Consider the following 16,501-nt stretch of genomic DNA (forward strand, 5'->3'; position numbering starts at 1 on the left):
GTAGGAGCGAGCGCAGCTCGCGATGCGCCGCGCGGGCGGCGCTCGATCTCCCAGGCACCCAAAATGCTATGCCTTAAACCCGCCCCAGTGCCACCGCATGATGGCGCAGGTGCTCCTCGATGAAGCTGGCAATGAAGTAGTAGCTATGGTCATAGCCCGGCTGCAGGCGCAGGGTCATTTCATGGCCCCCTTTGCGTGCCGCCTGCTCCAGCGCTTCAGGCTTGAGCTGCTTTTCGAGGAAGTCGTCACGGTCACCCTGGTCAACCAGCAACGGCGGGCACTCGCCAGCAGGGGTTTCGGCCAGCAGCACGCTGGCATCCCACTCGCGCCAGCGCGCGCGGTCTTCACCCAGGTAGCGGCTGAAGGCTTTCTCGCCCCACGGGCAATCCATCGGGTTGCTGATCGGCGAGAACGCCGACACCGAGCGGTAGCGCCCCGGGTTGCGCAAGGCGCACACCAGTGCGCCATGCCCCCCCATGGAGTGGCCGCTGATGCTGCGCTCGCCCGACGCCGGGAAGTGCGCCTCGATCAGCGCCGGCAACTCCTCCACCACATAATCGTGCATGCGGTAGTGCTGGGCCCAGGGTTGCTGGGTGGCGTTGAGGTAGAAGCCGGCCCCCAGGCCGAAGTCCCAGGCGCCGTCCGGGTCGCCCGGCACCTGTTCGCCACGCGGGCTGGTGTCGGGGGCCACGATGATCAGCCCAAGCTCCGCGGCCATGCGCTGGGCGCCGGCCTTCTGCATGAAGTTCTCGTCGGTGCAGGTGAGGCCGCTCAGCCAGTACAGCACCGGCAGCTTCTCGCCCTGCTCGGCCTGCGGTGGCAGGTACACGGCAAACACCATGTCGCAGCCCAGCACCTTGGAGTGATGCCGGTAACGCTTGTGCCAGCCGCCGAAGCTCTTCTGGCAGGAGATGTTATCCAGGCTCATGGCGTACCTCAGAAGTGGATCACGCTGCGGATGCTCTTGCCTTCATGCATCAGGTCGAAGGCTTTGTTGATGTCTTCCAGGCCCATGGTGTGGGTGATGAAGGTATCCAGCGGGATCTCGCCCTTCTCGGCCATTTCCACGTAGCTAGGCAGCTCGCTGCGGCCACGCACGCCGCCGAACGCCGAGCCACGCCAGACGCGGCCGGTGACCAGCTGGAACGGACGGGTGGCGATTTCCTGGCCGGCAGCGGCTACGCCGATAATGACCGACTCGCCCCAGCCCTTGTGGCAGCATTCCAGGGCAGCGCGCATCAGTTGCACATTGCCGATGCACTCGAAGGAGAAGTCCACGCCACCGTCGGTGAGGTCGACGATCACTTCCTGGATCGGGCGGTCGTATTCTTTCGGGTTGATGCAGTCGGTGGCACCCAGTTGGCGGGCGATCTCGAACTTGGCCGGGTTGATGTCGACGGCGATGATGCGCGAGGCCTTGGCCTTGACCGCACCGATCACTGCCGACAGGCCGATGCCGCCCAGGCCGAAGATGGCCACGGTGTCACCCGGTTTGACCTTGGCAGTGTTGAGCACCGCGCCGATACCGGTGGTGACGCCACAGCCCAGCAGGCAGACCTTTTCCAGGGGGGCTTCTTTCTGGATCTTGGCCACGGAGATTTCCGGCAGCACGGTGTACTCGGAGAAGGTCGAGGTGCCCATGTAGTGGAACAGCTGCTGGCCCTTGTACGAGAAACGCGTGGTGCCGTCCGGCATCAGGCCCTTGCCCTGGGTAGCACGGATGGCCTGGCACAGGTTGGTCTTGCCCGAGAGACAGAACTTGCACTTGCCGCATTCCGGGGTGTACAGCGGGATCACGTGGTCGCCGACGACCACCGAGGTCACGCCCTCGCCTACTGCTTCGACGATCGCACCGCCTTCATGGCCGAGGATCGACGGGAAGATGCCTTCCGGGTCGGCACCGGAAAGGGTGTAGGCATCAGTGTGGCAGACACCACTGGCGACCACACGCAGCAGCACTTCACCGGCCTTGGGCATGGCCACGTCGACTTCGACGATTTCCAGGGGTTTCTTGGCTTCGAAGGCTACGGCAGCACGGGACTTGATCATCAAAGGTCTCCAGACAGAGGGTCGATTCAGGCTCACAGTGTAATTCACCGCCTTTTGATGAATAATCCGGCCAAAGACAAAACATTATTGCCACACAGGGATAATCAATGAGCAGCCGCTGGGAAGGCATCGACGAATTCGTCGCCGTGGCCGAATCGGGCCAGTTCACGGCAGCAGCCGAACGCCTGGGCGTTTCGTCGTCGCACATCAGCCGCCAGATCGCCCGGCTGGAGGAGCGCCTGCAGACACGCCTGCTGTACCGCAGCACCCGCCGGGTGACCCTGAGCGAGGCCGGGCAGACCTTTCTGCAGCATTGCCAACGCCTGCAGGATGGCCGCGAGGAAGCCCTACGCGCCATGGGCGACCTGGCCAGCGAACCCAAGGGCTTGCTGCGCATGACCTGCGCGGTCGCCTACGGCGAGCGCTTCATTGTGCCGCTGGTGACACGGTTCATGGCGCTCTACCCGCAGTTGCGGGTGGATGTGGAACTGAGCAACCACACCCTCGACCTGCTGCATGAGGGCATGGACCTGGCCATCCGCCTGGGCCGCCTGGCCGACTCCCGGCTGGTGGCCACGCGCCTGGCGCCGCGACGCATGTACCTGTGCGCGTCGCCGGCCTACCTGGAACGTTATGGCCGGCCGCACAGCCTGTCGGAACTGGCGCGGCACAATTGCCTGGTGGGCAGTTCGGACTTGTGGGCACTGCAACAGGACGGCCGCGAGATCAGCCAGCGGATACAGGGCAACTGGCGCTGCAACAGTGGCCAGGCCGTGCTGGATGCGGCGTTGCAAGGGATAGGGCTGTGCCAGTTGCCGGATTACTACGTGCTGGAGCACCTGAACAGTGGTGCGCTGGTGTCACTGCTGGAAGCGCACCAGCCGCCGAATACGGCAGTGTGGGCGCTGTATCCGCAGCAGCGGCACCTGTCGCCGAAGGTGCGGCGGTTGGTGGATTACCTGAAGGAAGGGTTGGCGGGGTTGCCGGAATATCGTTTCGGCTGAAGGGATGTGCTGCTTGTACTGGCCTCTTCGCGGGTGAACCCGCTCCCACAGGTATCTCACAGATTTCAGACCCGGTGGAGACCCTGTGGGAGCGGGTTTACCCGCGAAGAGGCCGGTACAGGAGAACGACGATCAGCGCCTACCCGCCCAACGCTGGCGCAACCATTCCAGATCTTCGGGGCGGGTGACCTTGATGTTGTCACTGCGCCCTTCCACCAGCCGCGGCGCCTGGCCGGACCATTCGATGGCAGAGGCCTCATCGGTCACCACCACGTCCGACACCAGGCACTCGGCCAGTGCCCGGTGCAACGCCCCAAGGCGGAACATCTGCGGCGTGTAAGCCTGCCAGATAGTGCTGCGGTCCACGGTAGCGCTCACCCGGCCATTGCTGTCGGCACGCTTGAGGGTGTCGCGCGCCGGCACGGCCAGCAGGCCACCCACCGGGTCGTCTGCCAGCTCCGACAACAACTTGTCCAGGTCGCTGCGTGCAAGGTTCGGCCGCGCAGCATCGTGCACCAGCACCCAGTCGCTGTCCGAGGCGCCCTGGGCATGCAGCAACAGCAACGCATTAAGCACCGAGTCAGCGCGCTCGCGCCCGCCCGCTGCGCGCTGGATGCGCGAGTCGCTGGCGCAACGCAGGGTGGGCCAGTATGGGTCGTCCTCAGCAATGCTGACCACCACACCGTTGAGCGCCGGGTGGCCAAGAAAACAGTCGAGGCTGTGCTCGAGAAGGGTCTGCCCGGCCAGCTCCAGGTATTGCTTGGGGCGGTCGGCAGCCATGCGGGCACCAACGCCCGCAGCAGGAATCACGGCCCAGAAGGCCGGCAAGGTATCAATCATTTCTGTGGCAACTGGAAGAGGGTTTCGCCCTCTTTGACCATTCCCAATTCGTGGCGAGCCCGCTCTTCAACGGTCTCCATGCCTTTTTTCAGCTCCAGCACTTCGGCATCGAGCACACGGTTACGCTCGAGCAGGCGCTCGTTCTCGGCATGCTGCTCGGCAATCTGCTGCTTCAGCTCGGTCACTTGCGCCAGGCTGCCATTACCCACCCACAGGCGGTACTGCAGGCCACCCAGCAGCAGGAGCAGGACGAGGAACAACCAATAAGGACTGCGCATCTAGGTATCCAGGTTAAAAAGACCGCCGCACACTATGCATTTCGGGGTCTCAAATAGCACGAAGCCTGGCCGAGGCCAGGCTTCGTAGACAGAAACCCGTTGGAACGCAGTAAAGTTCAGTACGAACGTTCCTACAGCTCCGGCTGCTGTCTTTTTACCATCTCTTGCTTAGCCGCGAAACTCGGCACGACCACGGTAAACCGCTTTGGCACCCAGTTGCTCTTCGATGCGCAGCAGTTGGTTGTACTTGGAAACGCGGTCGGAGCGGCACAGCGAACCGGTCTTGATCTGGCCGGCAGCGGTACCCACGGCCAGGTCGGCAATGGTCGAGTCTTCGGTTTCACCGGAACGGTGCGAGATCACCGCGGTGTAGCCGGCAGCCTTGGCCATCTGGATGGCTTCCAGGGTTTCGGTCAGCGAGCCGATCTGGTTGAACTTGATCAGGATCGAGTTACCGATGCCCTTCTCGATGCCTTCCTTGAGGATCTTGGTGTTGGTCACGAACAGGTCGTCGCCAACCAGCTGTACCTTCTCGCCGATCTTGTCGGTGAGGATTTTCCAGCCAGCCCAGTCGGACTCGTCCAGGCCGTCTTCGATCGAGATGATCGGGAAGCGCTCGGTCAGGCCTTTCAGGTACTCGGCGAAGCCTTCGGCATCGAACGACTTGCCTTCGCCGGACAGGTTGTACTTGCCGTCTTCGTAGAATTCGGAAGCTGCGCAGTCCAGGGCCAGGGTCACGTCGGTGCCCAGCTTGTAGCCGGCTTTTTCGACGGCTTCGGCGATGGCAGCCAGGGCGTCTTCGTTGGAAGCCAGGTTAGGCGCGAAGCCACCTTCGTCACCCACGGCGGTGTTCAGGCCACGGGCCTTCAGCACGGCTTTGAGGTGGTGGAAGATTTCGGTACCCATGCGCAGGCCGTCGGAGAAGGTCTTGGCGCCAACCGGCTGAACCATGAACTCCTGGATGTCGACGTTGTTGTCGGCGTGCTCGCCACCGTTGATGATGTTCATCATCGGAACCGGCATCGAGTACTGGCCCGGGGTGCCGTTCAGGTTGGCGATGTGCGCGTACAGCGGCAGGTCCTGGTCCTGGGCAGCGGCCTTGGCGGCAGCCAGGGAAACAGCCAGGATGGCGTTGGCGCCCAGCTTGGCCTTGTTCTCGGTACCGTCCAGTTCGATCATGGCGCGGTCCAGGGCCTTCTGGTCGGAAGGATCCTTGCCCAGCAGCAGCTCACGGATCGGGCCGTTGATGTTGCCGACGGCTTTCAGCACGCCCTTGCCCAGGTAACGGCTCTTGTCGCCATCACGCAGCTCAAGCGCTTCGCGCGAGCCGGTGGAAGCACCGGACGGCGCGCAAGCGCTGCCGATGATGCCGTTGTCGAGCAGTACATCGGCTTCCACGGTGGGGTTGCCACGCGAATCGAGAACTTCACGACCTTTGATGTCGACGATTTTTGCCATTGTTGTAAGCACTCCAGAATTGACGAAAACAACCTAGCTTAAGAAATTCTTGCCGTTCACCAGGCGGATTTGCAGTGGGCAGGCCGGGTGAAGGGAGCCCCTGACCGATTGGTCAGGGGTGGATCGGGCGGTACTTTACCCGAGAAATGAGCTTTACGCGGTTTCTACCGTCGGAAAACTTTTCACCAGGTCGTCCAGTTGCTTGAGCTGGGCCAGGAATGGCTCCAGTTTGTCCAGGCGCAGGGCGCATGGGCCATCGCACTTGGCGTTGTCCGGGTCGGGGTGGGCTTCGAGGAACAGGCCGGCCAGGCCCTGGCTCATGCCGGCCTTGGCCAGGTCGGTGACCTGGGCACGGCGGCCACCGGCGGAATCGCTGCGACCACCCGGCATCTGCAGGGCGTGGGTCACGTCGAAGAACACCGGGTACTCGAACTGCTTCATGATGCCGAAGCCGAGCATGTCCACTACAAGGTTGTTGTAGCCGAAGCTCGAACCACGCTCACAGAGGATCAACTGGTCGTTACCGGCCTCTACGCACTTGGCCAGGATGTGTTTCATTTCCTGGGGTGCGAGGAACTGGGCCTTCTTGATGTTGATCACCGCGCCGGTCTTGGCCATGGCCACCACCAGGTCGGTCTGCCGCGACAGGAAGGCCGGCAGCTGGATGATGTCGCACACCTTGGCGACAGGCTCGGCCTGGTAAGGCTCGTGCACGTCGGTGATCACCGGCACGTTGAAGGTGCGCTTGATCTCTTCGAAGATCTTCAGCCCTTCTTCCATGCCCGGACCACGGTAGGACGTCACCGACGAACGGTTGGCCTTGTCGAAGCTGGCCTTGAACACGTACGGGATACCGAGCTTCTCGGTCACCCGCACGTACTCTTCGCAGACCTTCATTGCCAGGTCACGGGACTCCAGGACGTTCATGCCGCCGAACAGGACGAACGGCTTGTCGTTGGCGATCTCGATGTTACCGACGCGAATGATCTTCTGGGTCATTGATCAGGCCTTGTTCTTCTGAGCCAGGGCTGCCTTGACGAAACCACTGAACAGCGGGTGGCCGTCACGCGGGGTGGAGGTGAATTCCGGGTGGAACTGGCAGGCGACGAACCATGGGTGGTCCTTGGACTCGACCACTTCCACCAGCGCGCCGTCTTCGGAACGGCCGGAAACCACCAGGCCAGCGTCGACCAGTTGCGGCAGCAGGTTGTTGTTCACTTCGTAGCGGTGACGGTGACGCTCGGTGATCACGTCCTTGTTGTAGCAGTCGTGCACCTTGGAGCCGGCCGCCAGCTGGCAGTCCTGTGCGCCCAGACGCATGGTGCCGCCCAGGTCGGAAGCCTCGGTACGGGTCTCGACGGCACCGGTGGCATCAGCCCACTCGGTGATCAGGCCGACTACCGGGTGGCCGCTGTTGCGGTCGAACTCGGTGGAGTTGGCGTCTTTCCAGCCCATTACGTTACGGGCGAACTCGATCACGGCCACCTGCATGCCCAGGCAGATGCCCAGGTACGGTACCTTGTTCTCACGGGCATATTGCACCGCGGTGATCTTGCCTTCCACGCCACGCAGGCCGAAACCGCCCGGCACCAGAATGGCGTCGGCGCCTTCGAGCAGGCTGGTGCCCTGGTTCTCGATGTCTTCCGAGTCGATGTAGCGCAGGTTGACCTTGGTGCGGTTGGTGATGCCGGCGTGGCTCATCGCTTCGATCAGCGACTTGTACGCATCCAGCAGCTCCATGTACTTGCCGACCATGGCGATGGTCACTTCGTGCTCAGGGTTGAGCTTGGCATCGACCACCTTGTCCCACTCGGACAGGTCGGCGCCATTGCACTGCAGGCCGAAACGCTCGACGACGAAGTCGTCCAGGCCCTGTGCGTGCAGCACGCCCGGGATCTTGTAGATGGTGTCGACGTCTTCCAGCGAAATCACCGCACGCTCTTCAACGTTGGTGAACAGCGCGATCTTGCGACGCGACGAGGCATCGACCGGGTGGTCGGAGCGGCAGATCAGCACGTCAGGCTGCAGGCCGATGGAGCGCAGCTCCTTGACCGAGTGCTGGGTCGGCTTGGTCTTGGTTTCGCCAGCGGTGGCGATGTACGGGACCAGGGTCAGGTGCATGAGCATGGCGCGCTTGGAGCCCACTTCGACGCGCAGCTGGCGAATGGCCTCGAGGAACGGCTGCGACTCGATGTCACCCACGGTACCGCCGATTTCCACCAGGGCCACGTCGGCATCGCCGGCGCCCTTGATGATGCGACGCTTGATCTCGTCGGTGATGTGCGGGATGACCTGGATGGTCGCGCCCAGGTAGTCACCACGACGCTCTTTACGCAGCACGTGCTCGTAAATGCGACCGGTGGTGAAGTTGTTGTTCTGGGTCATGGTGGTGCGGATGAACCGCTCGTAGTGGCCCAGGTCGAGGTCAGTCTCGGCGCCATCGTGGGTGACGAACACTTCACCGTGCTGGAACGGGCTCATGGTGCCCGGATCGACGTTGATGTACGGATCCAGCTTGAGCATGGTGACCTTCAGGCCCCGCGCTTCCAGGATGGCCGCCAGGGAAGCCGAGGCAATGCCTTTCCCCAATGAAGAAACAACACCGCCCGTGACGAATATGTAGCGCGTCATGAAAAACCCTAGAAGTCTGCGTTAAGGCGGCCAGCGCCGCCGGAGAAAGCGATGGAAGGCCGAAGCCCCCGATCACCTGCGTCAGTCACAGTGCATCTCGAAAAACTGTCGCGTCTGTACAGACCAGGGGTATCCCCGGCATGGAGCTCGCTCGTCATTTTCAGAATCAGCCCAGCAAAAAACTGCTTGGTAACCGGCAACCCCTGTGTTTTCGCGGAAGCCACAGAAGTTGTATCAAGAAGGGAGGGTAGTCTACCGGAATGTACCCTTCATCTCAAACCTTGCGCGCTCGTCGGTAACTGCCAATGCAGCTGGCAATCCGCCCGCACCAGCCCGGGCAGGTTGGCCACCGCCACCAACTGTTCGCCCTGGTACAGCAACGGCAGGCGCGGACGCAGGAAATACGGCACCCGCTGCTCATTGAGCAAGCGTTTGAGGTCGCGACGGCCGCGGCCGGGGACCTCCAGCATTTCACCGCCCTGGCGGTAGGCAATGCGCAGGCCGGCCATTGGCACGGCGACATCAAGACGCACCCTGCCGTTACCTGGCAGAACCAGGGGCAACGCTGAATTCGGCCAGGCCATTTCGCCGACAGGTTGCTGCAGCCAGTCGCCGCTCAGCCACCAGATGCGGCCATCGCTGCGCAACAGTTGCCCATCGGCAAGCTGCCAGACCGGCTGGGCATCGGCGGCAGCATCGCGCAGGTCTGCCCAGCCCGCCCAATGCCGGGTGTCGGGCAAACGGGTGCGCCGGCTCAGCCAGTATTGCAAGGCATTGCGCTGACGGGCCGGCGACAGCGCCATGAGTGTGCCCAGGTCAACGGAGTCCAGGCCCGACCAGGCGACGGGCGCCCCCACCTGCGCAAGCGCCAGGTCGCCCTGGGCCAGTTCGTCCAGCAGGCCCAGGGCTTCACCCAGGTGCTCTGCGGCGCGTGCGAGGTTCTGGCTGGCCTGTGGCCAACGTTGTTGCAAGTGCGGGAACACTTCGCCACGCAGGTAGTTGCGGGCAAATTGTGTGTCGGCGTTCGACGGGTCCTCAATCCAGGCAAGGCCGTTCGCCCGGGCATAGTCCTGCAGTTGCTGGCGTGAACAACCCAGCAACGGCCTGACCAGGCTGCCCTGCCCTAGCGCCCGCTGCCCCGGCATCGCCGCCAGGCCACGCAGGCCGGCACCGCGCAACAGGCGAAAGAGCAGGGTTTCGGCCTGGTCGTCGCGGTGCTGCCCGGTGAACAGGACGTCGCCAGGGGCGAGGGCTTGCTTGAAAGCGGCATAGCGGGCATCGCGGGCGGCCTGTTCGAGGCTGGCGCCGGGAGTGACCTGGACGTGGATGACCTGAAGTTCGATGCCAAGGTTGTCGCAGATGGCTTGGCAATGGGCGGGCCAGGCGTCGGCGGCGGTTTGCAGGCCGTGGTGGACATGGATGGCGCGCAGCGGGGGGGAAGCGTGGTTGCGGGCGTGGGTGGCCAGCAGGTGCAGGAGGACGGTGGAGTCGAGGCCGCCGGAGAAGGCGATGTACCAGGCAGGGGCGTTAAGCCAGGGGGTGATGTTGATCATCAGCTCCTCACTTGGCTTGAGATCGCCGGGGGTGCTTTGCACCCCTATCGCCGGCAAGCCAGGCTCCCACAAAGGTCAGCGACAACGCGGACATTGTGGGAGCTGGCTTGCCGGCGATGGGCCGCAAAGCGGCCCCGGCTTCCCATCAGAGGCCGTAGCTCATCAGGCGCTCGTAACGGCGGGCCAGCAGCGCGTCGTTATCGAACTTGCCGAGCATGTCCAGCTGCTGGATCAGGTCGGCACGGATGCTTTCCGACACTTTCACCGGGTCACGATGGGCGCCGCCCAACGGCTCCTGGATGACCTTGTCGACGATGTTCAGGCTCTTCAGGCGTTCGGCAGTGATGCCCATGGCCTCGGCTGCGTCGGCCGCCTTGTCGGCAGTCTTCCACAGGATCGACGCGCAGCCTTCCGGCGAGATCACCGAGTAGGTGGAGTACTGCAGCATGTTCAGCTGGTCGCACACGCCGATGGCCAGTGCACCGCCAGAACCACCCTCACCGATAACGGTAGCGATGATCGGGGTTTTCAGGCGCGCCATCACGCGCAGGTTCCAGGCGATTGCCTCGCTCTGGTTGCGCTCTTCGGCATCGATGCCCGGGTAGGCACCCGGGGTGTCGATGAAGGTCAGGATCGGCATCTTGAAGCGCTCGGCCATTTCCATCAGGCGGCAAGCCTTGCGGTAGCCTTCCGGGCGCGGCATGCCGAAGTTGCGGCGTACCTTCTCGCGCACTTCACGGCCCTTCTGGTGGCCGATGACCATGACCGGCTTGCCATCCAGGCGCGCGGTACCACCGACGATGGCAGCATCGTCGGAGAAGTGGCGGTCACCGTGCAGCTCTTCGAACTCGGTGAAGATGTGCTCCAGGTAGTCCAGGGTGTAAGGACGACGCGGGTGGCGGGCCAGGCGGGCGATCTGCCAGCTGGTCAGGTTGCCGAAGATGCTTTCGGTCAGTGTGTTGCTCTTGTCTTGCAGACGGGCAATTTCATCGCTGATGTTCAGCGAGTTGTCGTTGCCTACCAGGCGCAGGCCTTCGATCTTGGCTTGCAGGTCGGCAATCGGCTGTTCGAAATCGAGAAAATTCGGGTTCATAGTCATCCGTCTTGGGTCTACGGCCAGGCGGCCGGCCGGTTGATCCGTTTGGCGCCCTACCTTAAGGGATCAGGCGCATTCAGGTCGAGATTAAATTTTTTGTCGATTCAACGATATTGCAGGAAGACGTTCTCACGCCCGAACTGGTCACGCAGCGCCTGAATCAGCCCATCGGCCGGGTCGATCGACCACTGTTCACCGAACTGCAGCATGGCCTTGGCGTCGCTGCCGGTGTATTCCAGGGTGATCGGGCAAGCACCACGATGGCGGGTGATCAGCTCGCCCAGCCACTTCAGCCGGTCGCCCTTGAGCGCCTCGTGTGCCACCTTCAGGCGCAGGCTCTCGGCCAGCTTGGTACGCGCGTCTTCCATGGTCATCACCTGCTTCACCCGCAGGCGCAGGCCACCGGAGAAGTCGTCATTGCTGACCTCGCCTTCGACCACCACCATGGCATCGGTCTGCAGCAAGGACTGTGCCGCCATGAAGGAATCGGCGAACAGCGAAGCCTCGATGCGCCCGGAGCGGTCATCCAGGGTGACGAAGCCCATCTTGTCGCCCTTCTTGTTCTTCATTACCCGCAGGGCAATGATCATGCCGGCGATGGTCTGGGTTTCACGCGACGGCTTGAGGTCGATGATGCGCTGGCGGGCGAAGCGGCGGATCTCGGTCTCGTACTCATCGATCGGGTGGCCCGTGAGGTACAGGCCCAGGGTGTCCTTCTCGCCCTTCAGGCGCTCCTTGAGGGTCAGCTCGCGCACCTTGCGGTGGTTGGCATAAACGTCGACTTCCACCTCGTCGAACATGCTGCCGAACAGGTCGACATGGCCACTGTCAGCGGTGTGGGCCGCCTGCTCGGCGGCCTTGATGGCCTCACCCAGCGCCGAGAGCAAGGTTGCACGGTTGATGTCGATGTTGGCCTGGTAGGCCTTGATCTCGTCATGGAAGTGCGGGCCCAGGCGGTCCAGTGCACCACTGCGCACCAGCGCATCCAGGGTGCGCTTGTTGACCCGCTTGAGGTCGATGCGGTCGCAGAAGTCGAACAGGTCCTTGAACGGGCCGCCTTGGGCACGCGCCTCGACGATCGCTTCCACCGGGCCTTCGCCGACACCTTTGATGGCGCCCAGGCCATAGACGATACGGCCATCGTTGTTGACGGTGAACTTGAAGTCGGAGAAGTTCACATCCGGCGCGTCGAGGCGCAGCTTCATGCTGCGCACCTCCTCGACCAGCACCACCACCTTGTCGGTGTTGTGCATGTCCGCCGACAGCACCGCGGCCATGAACGGCGCCGGGAAGTGGGTTTTCAGCCAGGCCGTCTGGTAGGACACCAGGCCATAGGCGGCGGAGTGGGATTTGTTGAAGCCGTAGCCGGCAAACTTCTCTACCAGGTCGAAGATGTTACCGGCCAGGTCGGCATCGATGCCGTTACTGGCGCAACCTTCGATGAAGCCGCCGCGCTGCTTGGCCATTTCCTCGGGTTTTTTCTTACCCATTGCCCGGCGCAGCATGTCAGCACCACCGAGGGTGTAGCCCGCCATCACCTGGGCAATCTGCATCACCTGTTCCTGGTACAGGATGATGCCGTAGGTAGGCGCCAGTACCGGCTGCAGGCCTTCATACTGGTAATCCGGGTGCGGATAGGCCAGTTCGGCGCGCCCATGCTTGCGGTTGATGAAGTCATCGACCATGCCCGATTGAAGCGGCCCGGGGCGGAACAGCGCCACCAGTGCGATAAGGTCTTCGAGGCAGTCGGGTTTGAGCTTCTTGATCAGCTCCTTCATACCCCGGGATTCAAGCTGGAACACCGCCGTTGTTTCGGCTTTTTGCAGCAGCTCGTAAGTCTTGCGGTCGTCCAGCGGGATGAAGTCGATGTTGAGATCAGGCAGGTTTTTCTTGGCCTGCTCACGGTTGATGATCTCCATCGCCCACTTGATGATGGTGAGGGTACGCAAGCCCAGGAAGTCGAACTTCACCAGGCCCGCCGCCTCGACGTCATCCTTGTCGAACTGGGTTACCAGACCACCGCCTTCTTCGTCACAGGCAACGGGCGAGAAGTCGGTGAGCTTGGTCGGAGCAATCACCACGCCACCGGCGTGCTTGCCGGTACCGCGGGTCACACCCTCCAGCTTCAAGGCCATGTCCCAGATTTCGCGGGCGTCTTCGTCGCCCTTGAGGAAGTCGCGCAGGATCTCTTCCTGCTCGTGGGCCTTCTCCAGGGTCATGCCCACTTCGAACGGGATCATCTTCGACAGGCGGTCGGCCAGGCCATAGGACTTGCCCTGTACGCGCGCCACATCTCGCACCACCGCCTTGGCGGCCATGGTACCGAAGGTGATGATCTGGCTTACGGCATTGCGCCCGTAGGCATCGGCTACGTAGTCGATCACCCGGTCACGGCCGTCCATGCAGAAGTCGACGTCGAAGTCGGGCATGGAAACACGTTCAGGGTTGAGGAAGCGCTCGAACAGCAAATCGTAGGCCAGCGGGTCGAGGTCGGTGATCTTCAACACGTAGGCGACCAGCGAGCCAGCACCCGAACCACGGCCCGGCCCGACCGGCACGCCGTTGTTCTTGGCCCACTTGATGAAGTCCATAACGATCAGGAAGTAACCGGGGAAGCCCATCTGGATGATGATATCCAGCTCGAACTTCAAACGGTCCAGGTAGACCTGGCGCTTTTCTTCGTAATTGGGCGTGGTGTCCTTCGGCCACAACACCGCCAGGCGCTCTTCCAGGCCTTCGTGGGACACATGCCGCAGGTAATCGTCGATGCCCATGCCATTGGGCGTGGGGAAGTCGGGCAAAAAGTGCTTGCCCAACTGCACCTGGATATTGCAGCGCTTGGCGATTTCCACGGTGTTGGCGATGGCATCGGGCAGGTCGCTGAACAGCTCGGCCATTTCCTCGGCCGACTTCAAGTACTGCTGGTCGCTGTAGATACGCGGGCGGCGCGGATCGTCAAGCGTCCAACCTTCGCCAATGCATACGCGGGTTTCGTGGGCGTCAAAGTCGGCCTGCTTGACGAAACGCACGTCGTTGGTGGCCACCAATGGGGCGCCAAGCTTGTCGGCCAGCGCTACCGCAGCATGCACGTACTCTTCGTCACGGGGGCGGTTGGTGCGCTGCACTTCAACGTAGAAGCGCTCGGGGAACATGGCCATCCAGTCCTGCAGCAGGGCCTGGGCTTCTTCGTCCCGGCCGGACAACAAGGCCATACCGATATCGCCCTCCTTGCCCGCTGACAGGGCAATCAGGCCCTCGCTGGCGGGGGCGATCCATTCACGCTGGAGGATGACCAGGCCGTTGCGCTGGCCATCGGTCCAGCCCCGCGAGATCAGCTCGGTGAGGTTGCGATAGCCCTTGGCGTCCATGGCCAGGAAGCAGATGCGCGACAGCGGGGCTTCCGGGTCGGCACCGGCCAGCCACAGGTCGGCACCACAGATCGGCTTGATGCCCGCGCCCATGGCAGTCTTGTAGAACTTCACCAGCGAGCACATGTTGCTCTGGTCGGTGATCGCCACCGCCGGCATGTTCATCCCCGCCAGCGCCTTGGCCAGCGGTTTGATCCGCACCAGGCCGTCGACCAGCGAGAATTCGGAGTGGACGCGCAGGTGAACGAAGGGAACCGACATGGAAGATCCTGTAGCAGTGCTTAACGACAAGGGCGGGATTGTAGCTTAAATGGGGATGGGATTTGGGGCTGCTTGCACCATCCCTGTAGGAGCAGCCTTGTGCTGCGAAGAGGCCAGTACAGGCGCAGCAACTGCATTTACCTGACGGGCCCTTTCGCAGCACAAGGCTGCTCCTACAAGAGCGAAAGGGCAGCGAAGGGCCCTGGCAGGTCAGATCAGGGAATCGGTGACGCCTTCGCGTGCTTCCCAGGCCGCCCGCACCGGGGCAAAGGAACGCCGGTGAATGGGCGTAGGGCCCAGGCGCGCGAGCGCCTCAAGGTGCACCGGGGTCGGGTAACCTTTGTGCCCGCCCATACCGTAGCCTGGGTAGATCAGCTCGAACGCGCTCATCTCACGGTCACGGGTTACCTTGGCCAGGATCGAGGCAGCGGCAATTGCCGGCACCTGGCTATCGCCTTTGATCACCGGCGACGCTGGCACAGCCAGCTTCGGGCAGCGGTTGCCATCGATCAGGGCCAGCTTCGGCGTAATGTGCAGGCCCTCCACCGCACGCTGCATGGCCAGCATCGTGGCCTGCAGGATGTTCAGGCGGTCGATTTCCTCGACCTCGGCGCGGGCGATGCAGAAGCTCAGGGCTTTTTCACAGATTTCGTCGAACAACGCCTCGCGCTTGGCTTCGGTGAGTTTCTTCGAGTCGTTCAGGCCGAGGATCGGGCGCGCCGGATCAAGGATCACCGCCGCGGTCACCACTGCGCCGCACAGCGGGCCACGCCCCACTTCGTCGACGCCGGCGACCAGGTCCTCGACCAGGTTGAAGTCCAGTCCAAATTGCATGTCAGCGGTCCTTGAGCAAGGCCAGTACCGCATCGGCCGCCTGGTTGGAGGCGTCACGGCGCAGGGTGCGGTGAATTTCGTCGAAACGTTCGGTCTGCTGGCTGCCATCGCGCACCAGCGGCGCAAGGGTGTTGGCCAAGGCTTCGCTGGTGGCGGCGTCCTGCAATAATTCGGGCACCAGCTCACGCTGGGCGAGCAGGTTTGGCAGGGACACGTAAGGGCTCTTCACCAGGCGCTTGAGAATCCAGTAGGTCAAGGGCGCAAGGCGGTAGGCCACTACCATTGGCCGCTTGTACAGCAGCGCTTCGAGGGTGGCTGTGCCCGAGGCGATCAGTACCGCATCACAGGCCGCCAGGGCCTGGTGCGACTGGCCATCGAGGAGGGTCAGCGGCAGTTGGCGCCCTTCGAGCATCTGTTCGACCTGGGCACGCCGCGCGGCGTTGGCACAGGGCAGCACGAAGCGCACGCCCGGCACCTGCTGCTGCAGGCGCTCGGCGGCGTCGAGGAACAGCGCCCCCAGGCGCCCTACTTCGCCGCCCCGGCTGCCGGGCATCAGTGCGACCACCGGCCCTTCGCCCAAGCCCAGCGCTGCACGTGCTGCCGGGCGGTCGGTTTCGAGCGGTATGGTATCGGCCAGCGGGTGACCGACAAAGCGCACAGGCACGCCCTGCTCTTCGTAGAACCGCGCCTCGAACGGCAGCAGCGTCAGCATCAGGTCGCAGCCTTCGCGAATCTTCAGCACGCGCTTCTGCCGCCAGGCCCAGACCGACGGGCTGACGTAGTGCACGGTCTTGATCCCGACCTGGCGCAGTTTCAGTTCGATGTTGAGGGTGAAGTCGGGGGCGTCGATGCCGATGAAGACATCCGGCTTTTCGTCGATCAGGGTCTGGATCAGCAGCTTGCGGCGCTTGAGCAGTTCGCGCAGGCGCCCCAGCACTTCGACCAGGCCCATGACCGCCAGGCGCTCCATGGGGAAGTACGATTGCAGGCCTTCGGCTTCCATCAACGGGCCGCCAACGCCAATGAAACGTACGCCGGGGTGGCGTGCCTTGAGGGCACGCATCAAGCCTGAACCCAGAATATCGCCGCTGGCCTCACCTGCGACCAAGGCTACGCAAAGCGGGGCCAT

General features: G+C 63.1%; 13 protein-coding genes. 1 reads left to right on the forward strand and 12 read right to left on the reverse strand.

What is annotated here, in order from left to right; translation table 11 throughout:
• Positions 1-73: 73 nt before the first annotated feature.
• Together fghA and ABOC32_RS26175 are read right to left on the reverse strand one after the other, a co-directional pair.
• Positions 74-928: an S-formylglutathione hydrolase gene (fghA, locus tag ABOC32_RS26170; RefSeq protein ID WP_086974728.1), complete on the reverse strand. Its 855-nt coding sequence runs from the start codon at positions 926-928 to the stop codon at positions 74-76.
• A gap of 8 nt (positions 929-936) precedes the next feature.
• Positions 937-2,049, reverse strand: coding sequence for an S-(hydroxymethyl)glutathione dehydrogenase/class III alcohol dehydrogenase (locus ABOC32_RS26175; RefSeq protein ID WP_426809418.1), 1,113 nt, complete (start codon positions 2,047-2,049; stop codon positions 937-939).
• Between the two features lie 107 nt (positions 2,050-2,156).
• On the opposite strand from ABOC32_RS26175, the gene ABOC32_RS26180 reads away from it, so the two are divergent.
• Positions 2,157-3,053, forward strand: coding sequence for a LysR substrate-binding domain-containing protein (locus tag ABOC32_RS26180; RefSeq protein ID WP_280346021.1), 897 nt, complete (start codon positions 2,157-2,159; stop codon positions 3,051-3,053).
• 132 nt (positions 3,054-3,185) lie between these two features.
• Here the strand turns inward: ABOC32_RS26180 and ispD are convergent, their stop codons facing one another.
• The 10 genes from ispD to lpxB form a co-directional block, all read right to left on the reverse strand.
• A complete protein-coding gene (gene ispD / locus ABOC32_RS26185; RefSeq protein ID WP_426809419.1) occupies positions 3,186-3,893 on the reverse strand; it encodes a 2-C-methyl-D-erythritol 4-phosphate cytidylyltransferase in 708 nt (235 codons plus the stop codon).
• On the reverse strand, positions 3,890-4,171 hold the full coding sequence (gene ftsB, locus ABOC32_RS26190) for a cell division protein FtsB (RefSeq protein ID WP_004375443.1): 282 nt from the start codon (positions 4,169-4,171) through the stop codon (positions 3,890-3,892). Before ftsB ends, ispD begins: the two co-directional genes overlap by 4 nt.
• Before the next feature lie 168 nt (positions 4,172-4,339).
• The gene (gene eno / locus ABOC32_RS26195; protein WP_016501151.1) at positions 4,340-5,629 is read right to left on the reverse strand and encodes a phosphopyruvate hydratase; all 1,290 of its coding nucleotides are present in this window, start codon (positions 5,627-5,629) and stop codon (positions 4,340-4,342) included.
• Between the two features lie 153 nt (positions 5,630-5,782).
• Complete coding sequence (kdsA, locus tag ABOC32_RS26200; protein WP_086974731.1) at positions 5,783-6,628, reverse strand: 3-deoxy-8-phosphooctulonate synthase; 846 nt, start codon at positions 6,626-6,628, stop codon at positions 5,783-5,785.
• Positions 6,629-6,631: 3 nt separating this feature from the next.
• The gene (locus ABOC32_RS26205; RefSeq protein WP_016501153.1) at positions 6,632-8,260 is read right to left on the reverse strand and encodes a CTP synthase; all 1,629 of its coding nucleotides are present in this window, start codon (positions 8,258-8,260) and stop codon (positions 6,632-6,634) included.
• A gap of 269 nt (positions 8,261-8,529) precedes the next feature.
• The gene (gene tilS / locus ABOC32_RS26210; protein WP_426809420.1) at positions 8,530-9,813 is read right to left on the reverse strand and encodes a tRNA lysidine(34) synthetase TilS; all 1,284 of its coding nucleotides are present in this window, start codon (positions 9,811-9,813) and stop codon (positions 8,530-8,532) included.
• Between the two features lie 145 nt (positions 9,814-9,958).
• On the reverse strand, positions 9,959-10,906 hold the full coding sequence (accA, locus tag ABOC32_RS26215; protein ID WP_234229706.1) for an acetyl-CoA carboxylase carboxyl transferase subunit alpha: 948 nt from the start codon (positions 10,904-10,906) through the stop codon (positions 9,959-9,961).
• A gap of 107 nt (positions 10,907-11,013) precedes the next feature.
• Positions 11,014-14,538: a DNA polymerase III subunit alpha gene (gene dnaE, locus ABOC32_RS26220; protein WP_426809421.1), complete on the reverse strand. Its 3,525-nt coding sequence runs from the start codon at positions 14,536-14,538 to the stop codon at positions 11,014-11,016.
• Between the two features lie 210 nt (positions 14,539-14,748).
• Entirely contained in the window at positions 14,749-15,372 is a 624-nt protein-coding gene (gene rnhB / locus ABOC32_RS26225; RefSeq protein ID WP_043196242.1) for a ribonuclease HII, read from the reverse strand.
• 1 nt (position 15,373) lies between these two features.
• Positions 15,374-16,501 (reverse strand): lipid-A-disaccharide synthase, encoded by a 1,128-nt coding sequence (gene lpxB / locus ABOC32_RS26230; RefSeq protein WP_426809422.1) that lies wholly within the window; start codon positions 16,499-16,501, stop codon positions 15,374-15,376.

The sequence above is a fragment of the Pseudomonas sp. WOUb67 genome, from assembly GCF_050058005.1.
In the GTDB taxonomy this organism is placed as follows: Bacteria; Pseudomonadota; Gammaproteobacteria; order Pseudomonadales; family Pseudomonadaceae; genus Aquipseudomonas; species Aquipseudomonas putida_R.

What these genes read in the sequence shown, in the direction of transcription:
- rnhB (WP_043196242.1), bottom strand. Translation starts at nt 15,372, where the DNA reads ATGCAATTTGGACTGGACTTCAACCTGGTCGAGGACCTGGTCGCCGGC.
- tilS (WP_426809420.1), bottom strand. Translation starts at nt 9,813, where the DNA reads ATGATCAACATCACCCCCTGGCTTAACGCCCCTGCCTGGTACATCGCC.
- ftsB (WP_004375443.1), bottom strand. Translation starts at nt 4,171, where the DNA reads ATGCGCAGTCCTTATTGGTTGTTCCTCGTCCTGCTCCTGCTGCTGGGT.
- lpxB (WP_426809422.1), bottom strand. Translation starts at nt 16,501, where the DNA reads ATGGCCCCGCTTTGCGTAGCCTTGGTCGCAGGTGAGGCCAGCGGCGAT.
- ABOC32_RS26180 (WP_280346021.1), top strand. Translation starts at nt 2,157, where the DNA reads ATGAGCAGCCGCTGGGAAGGCATCGACGAATTCGTCGCCGTGGCCGAA.
- ABOC32_RS26175 (WP_426809418.1), bottom strand. Translation starts at nt 2,049, where the DNA reads ATGATCAAGTCCCGTGCTGCCGTAGCCTTCGAAGCCAAGAAACCCCTG.
- kdsA (WP_086974731.1), bottom strand. Translation starts at nt 6,628, where the DNA reads ATGACCCAGAAGATCATTCGCGTCGGTAACATCGAGATCGCCAACGAC.
- ABOC32_RS26205 (WP_016501153.1), bottom strand. Translation starts at nt 8,260, where the DNA reads ATGACGCGCTACATATTCGTCACGGGCGGTGTTGTTTCTTCATTGGGG.
- ispD (WP_426809419.1), bottom strand. Translation starts at nt 3,893, where the DNA reads ATGATTGATACCTTGCCGGCCTTCTGGGCCGTGATTCCTGCTGCGGGC.
- dnaE (WP_426809421.1), bottom strand. Translation starts at nt 14,538, where the DNA reads ATGTCGGTTCCCTTCGTTCACCTGCGCGTCCACTCCGAATTCTCGCTG.
- accA (WP_234229706.1), bottom strand. Translation starts at nt 10,906, where the DNA reads ATGAACCCGAATTTTCTCGATTTCGAACAGCCGATTGCCGACCTGCAA.
- fghA (WP_086974728.1), bottom strand. Translation starts at nt 928, where the DNA reads ATGAGCCTGGATAACATCTCCTGCCAGAAGAGCTTCGGCGGCTGGCAC.
- eno (WP_016501151.1), bottom strand. Translation starts at nt 5,629, where the DNA reads ATGGCAAAAATCGTCGACATCAAAGGTCGTGAAGTTCTCGATTCGCGT.